Raw genomic sequence first — 6,132 nt, forward strand, 5'->3', positions numbered from 1 at the left:
TAAGACCAAACGCTTATTGACTAAACGCCTCTACCTTCTCAAACGCCGCCCGCAGCGTCTCCGGCGTTAACGTCACCGGCAGGTAGTGAATTGACTCCGCCGGGCGCAGGGTGTGGGCGATGACCCGATCCAGCTCGTCACGGTTGTGAATATCCACCTCCAGCGCCGCCAGGGTGGTCGGCAGGTTGAAGCGCTGGAAGGCGTTGACCAACTGGGTTAATACCTCGTCCTGGCCGAGCAGGGCGCTCTGCACCAGAATGCCGTAGGCCACCTTGGTACCGTGCAGGAATTTGTCGGTCTGCGGCAGCACGGTCAGGCCATTATGCACCGCGTGGGCTGCAGCGACGCGGGTGTAGCGCTCGCCGAGTCCGCCCACCATTCCGCCCCCGGCAATAATCGCATCCACCACGTCACGGAAGGCCTGAGTCAGCTCCCCACGCTGCTGGTCCGCCAGCGCGGTTTCACTGCGCTCCAGCAGCACGTCACGGATCGCCAGCGCGCCGTTGATCCCCAGCCGCACGGTCAGCGGCAGGCTGGCCGGATCCGGGGCCAGCACCACCGCCTCATACCACTTCGCCAGCGTATCGCCGATGCCCGCCAGCAGATACTCCACCGGCGCGTCGAGAATGATCTGCGGCTCCACCAGCACCAGGAAGTTGGCGTCATCGAAGATTTCAAAGTGCAGCGCCTGACCCGCGTCGTTATACCAGACCGAGAGCGGCGTCCAGGCCGCGCAGGTGGCGGCAATGGTCGGGATCGCCACCACCGGCAACCCTAAGCGGCGCGCCACGGCCTTCGCGGTATCCAGCAGCGCACCCCCGCCGATGCCAATCACCACGCTGCGGTCGCTGCCCGCGTCGTTTACCAGCGTGCTAACGTCATGCTCGCTGCAGTGGCCCTTAAACAGCAGGTGCTTCACTCCCGGGGCATTAACGCTCTCTGGCAGATAAGGGCGGGCGGCAGCGATGGCGCGTTCGCCATAAATTAAGGCCGCGCGGGAGAGCTGCTCGGGCGTATAAAAATCGTTCAGGCGCGCCAGGCTGCCGCTGTGGGAGTAGTAGTTGGCCGGGCCGGGTACAACGCGGATATCGGTGTTGCTCATGACTGTGTCCTTATGCGGAATCGCTAACCCGATGTTATGTCTGGACATCCGGATGGCTAATAATATTTCGCTTTATCTTATGCCTTTTCTGCTGTTGCCAGTCAAGCGCGGCTATGAAAAATTCGCTAAATCAATCTATTAATCCCAGGAAAGCCTCACAGATGCGTGTTACCCATCTCGAGATGCGTGCGATAAGCCTCGCCTTTGCCGGTGTTAATGCCCTGACGCAGGTGAATTTCAGCCTGCGCGGCGGATCGGTGCATGCCCTGACCGGGGCCAACGGCGCGGGGAAATCCACGCTGATGGCGGTGCTGTGCGGCACCTGGGCAGCCTATGAAGGTGAGATCGTCATTGATGATCAGCCGGTCACCATTCGCTCTCCGCTGGATGCCAAACGCCTCGGCATTCATCTGGTCCAGCAGGAGGTCGACGTGGCGCTAGTCCCCGGTCTTAGCATCGCGGAAAACATCATGCTCGATAAGCTCGCCGAACCGGGCTACGCCTGGCGCTGGTCGACCGTTCGTCAGCATGCGCGTGATGCGCTGGCCCAGCTTGATGTCACTCTTGACGTCAGACGCGCTATCGACACCTGCACCCTCGCGGAGAAGCAGCAGATCCTGCTGGCCCGCGCGCTCTCCCATCGCTGCCGCTTTTTGATCCTCGATGAGCCTACCGCCCCGCTGGATCAGCACGAGAGCGAGCGCCTGTTTACCGTGGTAAGACGCCTGCAGCAGCAGGGAATTGGCGTGGTCTTTATCTCCCACCGCATTCACGAGCTGAAAGCCATCTGCGACACCCTGACGGTGCTGCGCGACGGCAGGCTGGTGGAGTCCGGCCCGATGGCCGCCCTGAGCGGGGAGGCGATTGTGGAGAAGATGCTTGGCCACCAGCTGAACGATATCTATCCCCCGCGCCGTCCGCCGCACGGGGAGGAGACTCTGCTGCGCGTGGAGGGGCTCCATGACGAGAAGCTGCTGAAGGATATCTCCCTGCACCTGCGCAGGGGCGAAATCCTCGGCATTGCGGGCCTGGCGGGCGCGGGCAAAACCGAGCTTTGCAAGGCGCTGTTTGGCGCGGAAAAGAGCCGCGTCGCTCACGGGGAGCTGAACGGCCAGCCGTGGCGGCCCCGGGATCCGGCAGATTCCGTTATACGCGGTATGGCGCTGATCCCCGAGGAGCGGCGCAAAGAGGGCATCTTTATTGACGAGCCGATTGCTATGAACCTGGCGGTCAGCGCGGACAACAGCTTCTCCCGCTGGAGCCTGTTTGGTCGTCGCAAAGCCTGGCGCTGGGCGCAGACGGTGATTGAGCGTGTAGGCGTACGCACCACCGGCCCGGGGCAGATCCTGCGCCGCCTCTCTGGCGGTAACCAGCAGAAGGTGGCGATAGGCAAATGGCTGCGCGGCAACGCCAGCGTGGTGATCTTCGACGAGCCCACCAAGGGCGTCGACGTGAAAGCCAAAACCGATCTCTTCCGCCTGATTGACGGCCTCGCCCGGGAGGGCAAGGGGATCGTCTACGCCTCCGGCGAGTTTGCCGAGCTGGTGGGGCTCTGCGATCGCATCTGCGTGCTGTGGGATGGCCGCATCGTGGCGGAGATAGCCGGGGCAGAGGCCCGGGAAGAGACACTACTTTACTATTCGACCGGAGGAGCGGCAGCGTGAGCAAAGCCCTTTCAGTAAAAGCAGCGGCGTCGGGCCGTCAGCAGTTTTTCGATTTTCTTTATAAGTGGGGCATGCTGCTGACCGTGGTGCTGCTGGTGGCTATCTTTGGCATCGCCTCGGATAACTTCCTCGACCCCTTTAACATCATCAACATTCTGCGTTCGATCGCCATCGTGACGGTGATTGCCGTCGGCGTCTCGATCTCGCTGACCATCGGTGGGTTTGATCTCTCCGTGGGATCAACGGCATCGCTGGCCAACGCGCTGGTGATCTCGCTCTTCGTCTGGCACGGCTTCGGTACCACCGAAGCTATCCTCGTGACCCTGGCGCTCTGTACGCTGGTGGGCCTGTTTAACGCCTTCCTGATCGTCGTGCTACGCATCCCTGACATGCTCGCCACTCTTGGCAGCCTGTTTGTCATTCAGGGCGTGGCGATGACCTACAGCTACGGCGGATCGATCACCGAAAACATGCTGCTGCCGAGCGGTGAGATGGCGGAGGGGATGATCCCAGCGGGCTTTAGCCTGCTCGGCCAGGTGCCGATCATTGTGATAGTGATGCTGGTGGTCACGGTGGTGGCCCAGCTTGGCCTGTCGCTGACCACCCACGGGCGGCGAATGTACGCCATCGGCGGCAACCCGGAGGCAGCGCGTCTCTCCGGTATCTGTACTACCCGCTACAAGGTGGCGGCCTACGTCATTGCCTCCCTGCTGGCGGGACTCGGTGGCATTCTGCTGGCCTCGCGCATCGGCTCCTCACAGGTGAACGCCGGGGGCGGCTACCTGATGGATGCGGTAGCGGCGGCATGGATCGGCTTCTCGCTGGCCGGATCCGGCAAGCCCAACGCGCTTGGCACGCTGGTGGGGGCGGTGATCCTTGGGGTGCTGTCAAACGGGCTGGTGATGCTCTCCGTGCCCTACTACGCAATGGACATTATTAAGGGACTGGTGCTGGCCGGTGCTCTGGCGTTGACCTATTTCCAGCGTCGTTAATTTACTTTTATCAGGGGAAAACAGAGATGAATAAATTTGCACTTTCACTGCTGGCGCTGGGCCTGCTGAGTTCTGTGCCGGGCTACGCGGCGACACCTGCACCGGTTCCGGCCGCGCTGGCTAACCACAGCGGACCGGTGCGCATTGCGCTGATCCGTAACCTGGGCTCGGACGATAACACCACCCAGTTCGTCTCCGGCGCGCTGACGGAGGGCAAAAAGCTTGGCTTTAAAGTCAGCACCTTCCTCAGCAACGGCGACGACGCCAAATTTCAGGACTTTGTAAACCAGGCCATTAGCCAGAAGTACGATGGCATTATTCTCTCCCAGGGCCGCGATCCTTACTCCACGGCGCTAGTGAAAAAAGCGGTGGATGCGGGCATTGCCGTCTCGGTATTTGATACCGCCATCAACGGTACCCTCCCCGGCGTGACCGTGACCCAGCAGGATGACGCCTCGCTGACCAATCTCTCTTTCGGCGAGCTGGTGAAGGATTTCAACGGCAAGGCCAATATCATCAAACTGTGGGTGGCCGGCTTCCCGCCGATGGAGCGCCGTCAGGCAGCCTACCAGACGCTGCTGAAGCAGAACCCCGGCATTAAAGAGCTGGAGTCCATCGGGGCGGTCTCTTCCGACGTGCAGGGCGATACGGCGAATAAGGTCGGCGCGGTGCTGGCGAAGTATCCGAAAGGGCAGATCGATGCCATCTGGGGCACCTGGGACGCCTTCAGCCAGGGCGCTTACAAGGCGCTGAAAGAGAACGGCCGCACCGAGATCAAACTCTACAGCATTGACGTCTCCAACCAGGATCTGCAGCTGATGCGCGAGTCTAACAGCCCGTGGAAGGTGAGCGTGGCGGTGGATCCGAAACTGATTGGCGCGACCAACGTGCGTCTGATCGCCAACAAGCTTGCCGGGGAGCAGACGCCAGCCACCTATGACTTCAAAGCCGCTGCAATTCCGCAGGCGCTGCTGGCTGCCCAGCCGGGCGCGGTAAACGTCGCTACCCTGGGTAAAATCATTCCGGGCTGGGGCCAGACCGAAGATTTTATCGCCCCGTGGTTCGCGACTTTGGAAGCGAAAAACAAATGAGTGCGCTGCCTACGCCTGACTACAGCCGCAATATGCGGCTGATTGGGCATTCGGACCAGGGCGGGCGGCCCGACGGCGTGCAGCTGATGGTGCACCGTGGCTTTGCCTATATCGGTCATATGGTTTCCCAGGGATTCTCGATTGTCGACGTGCGCGACCCGAAAAACCCGCGCCCCGCAGGCTACGTGCCCGCGCCGCCGGGAACCTGGAACGTCCACTTGCAGGCCCATGACGATCTGCTGCTGGTGATCAACGCCCGGGATCTCTTTGCCGATGCCCGTTTCGCTGACGAGAAGGTCTACTACACCCGCTCGGTAGGGGAGACGGTGAGCGACGTGCAGGACAAGGGCTGGAGCGCCGGACTGCGCGTGTTTGATCTCTCCACGCCGGACCAGCCGAAAGAGATTGGCTTTCTGGGGCTGGACGGCATCGGCATTCACCGCATCTGGTACGTGGGTGGCCGCTGGGCCTATGTCTCTGCATTAATCGACGGCTTTAGCGACTACATCTTCCTGACCATCGACCTTGCCGATCCGCGCAAGCCCGAGGTGGCGGGGCGCTGGTGGCTGCCGGGGATGAACCAGGCGGCGGGCGAGACCCCGACGTGGCCGGAGGGCAAGCGTTACGCTCTGCACCACGCCATTATTGCCGGGGATACCGCCTACGGCAGCTGGCGCGACGGCGGCCTGACGCTGCTGGATGTGAAAGATCGCAGCGCGCCGAAACTCATCAGCCACCGCAACTGGAGTCCACCGTTTGGCGGCGGAACCCATACCGCGCTGCCGCTGCCGGACCGGGATCTGCTGGTGGTGCTGGACGAGGCGGTGCTGGATAACCAGGAGGATGGCGAGAAGCTGATCTGGCTGTTTGATATTCGCGAGCCAGCTAATCCAATAAGCATCTCTACCTTCCCGCAGCCGGATGAGATCGACTATGTTGCGAAAGGGGCGCACTTCGGGCCGCACAACCTGCACGAGAACCGGCCGGGGAGCTTTATCAGCTCAACGCTGATCTTTGCCACCTACCAGAACGCCGGGGTGCGGGCCTACGATATCTCTAACCCGTATCGCCCGGTAGAGACCGGCGCGCTGGTGCCTGCCGCTCCGGCGAAGATGATGGATACCCGCCCAGGCCGTCCGCAGGTGATCCAGTCCTGCGACGTGTTTGTCGACGCGCAGGGGATTATCTACAGCACTGACTATAACGGCGGGCTATCGATTATTGAGTATCTGGGATAAAGGTATTGCCCGGCGGCGCTGTGCTTGCCGGGCCTACAAAACCTG

General features: G+C 61.8%; 5 protein-coding genes. 4 read left to right on the plus strand and 1 reads right to left on the minus strand.

Going from position 1 to position 6,132, the window contains the following annotated elements; all coding sequences use genetic code 11:
- Positions 1-13 precede the first annotated feature (13 nt).
- Positions 14-1,102 carry an oxidoreductase gene (locus FN633_RS06890; RefSeq protein WP_154057206.1) on the minus strand — a complete coding sequence of 363 codons (1,089 nt, stop codon included), beginning with the start codon at positions 1,100-1,102 and terminating at the stop codon, positions 14-16.
- A 161-nt stretch (positions 1,103-1,263) separates the two neighbouring features.
- Between FN633_RS06890 and FN633_RS06895 the strand changes: the two genes are divergently transcribed.
- Genes FN633_RS06895 through FN633_RS06910 form a run of 4 tightly spaced genes read left to right on the plus strand, consistent with a single transcriptional unit; the run spans position 1,264 to position 6,087 of the window.
- Entirely contained in the window at positions 1,264-2,766 is a 1,503-nt protein-coding gene (locus FN633_RS06895; RefSeq protein ID WP_154057207.1) for a sugar ABC transporter ATP-binding protein, read from the plus strand.
- Positions 2,763-3,758 carry an ABC transporter permease gene (locus FN633_RS06900; protein ID WP_154057208.1) on the plus strand — a complete coding sequence of 332 codons (996 nt, stop codon included), beginning with the start codon at positions 2,763-2,765 and terminating at the stop codon, positions 3,756-3,758. The genes FN633_RS06895 and FN633_RS06900 overlap by 4 nt, the downstream gene beginning before the upstream one ends.
- A gap of 26 nt (positions 3,759-3,784) precedes the next feature.
- Positions 3,785-4,849, plus strand: coding sequence for a sugar ABC transporter substrate-binding protein (locus FN633_RS06905; RefSeq protein WP_154057209.1), 1,065 nt, complete (start codon positions 3,785-3,787; stop codon positions 4,847-4,849).
- Entirely contained in the window at positions 4,846-6,087 is a 1,242-nt protein-coding gene (locus FN633_RS06910; RefSeq protein ID WP_154057210.1) for an LVIVD repeat-containing protein, read from the plus strand. The genes FN633_RS06905 and FN633_RS06910 overlap by 4 nt, the downstream gene beginning before the upstream one ends.
- Positions 6,088-6,132: the final 45 nt, after the last annotated feature.

The sequence above is a fragment of the Pseudescherichia vulneris genome (genome assembly GCF_902164725.1).
Taxonomy (GTDB): domain Bacteria; phylum Pseudomonadota; class Gammaproteobacteria; order Enterobacterales; family Enterobacteriaceae; genus Pseudescherichia; species Pseudescherichia vulneris.

Excerpts from the sequence above, each read along its gene's own strand:
- FN633_RS06905 (WP_154057209.1), top strand. The coding sequence starts at position 3,785 with ATGAATAAATTTGCACTTTCACTGCTGGCGCTGGGCCTGCTGAGTTCT.
- FN633_RS06890 (WP_154057206.1), bottom strand. The coding sequence starts at position 1,102 with ATGAGCAACACCGATATCCGCGTTGTACCCGGCCCGGCCAACTACTAC.
- FN633_RS06910 (WP_154057210.1), top strand. The coding sequence starts at position 4,846 with ATGAGTGCGCTGCCTACGCCTGACTACAGCCGCAATATGCGGCTGATT.
- FN633_RS06895 (WP_154057207.1), top strand. The coding sequence starts at position 1,264 with ATGCGTGTTACCCATCTCGAGATGCGTGCGATAAGCCTCGCCTTTGCC.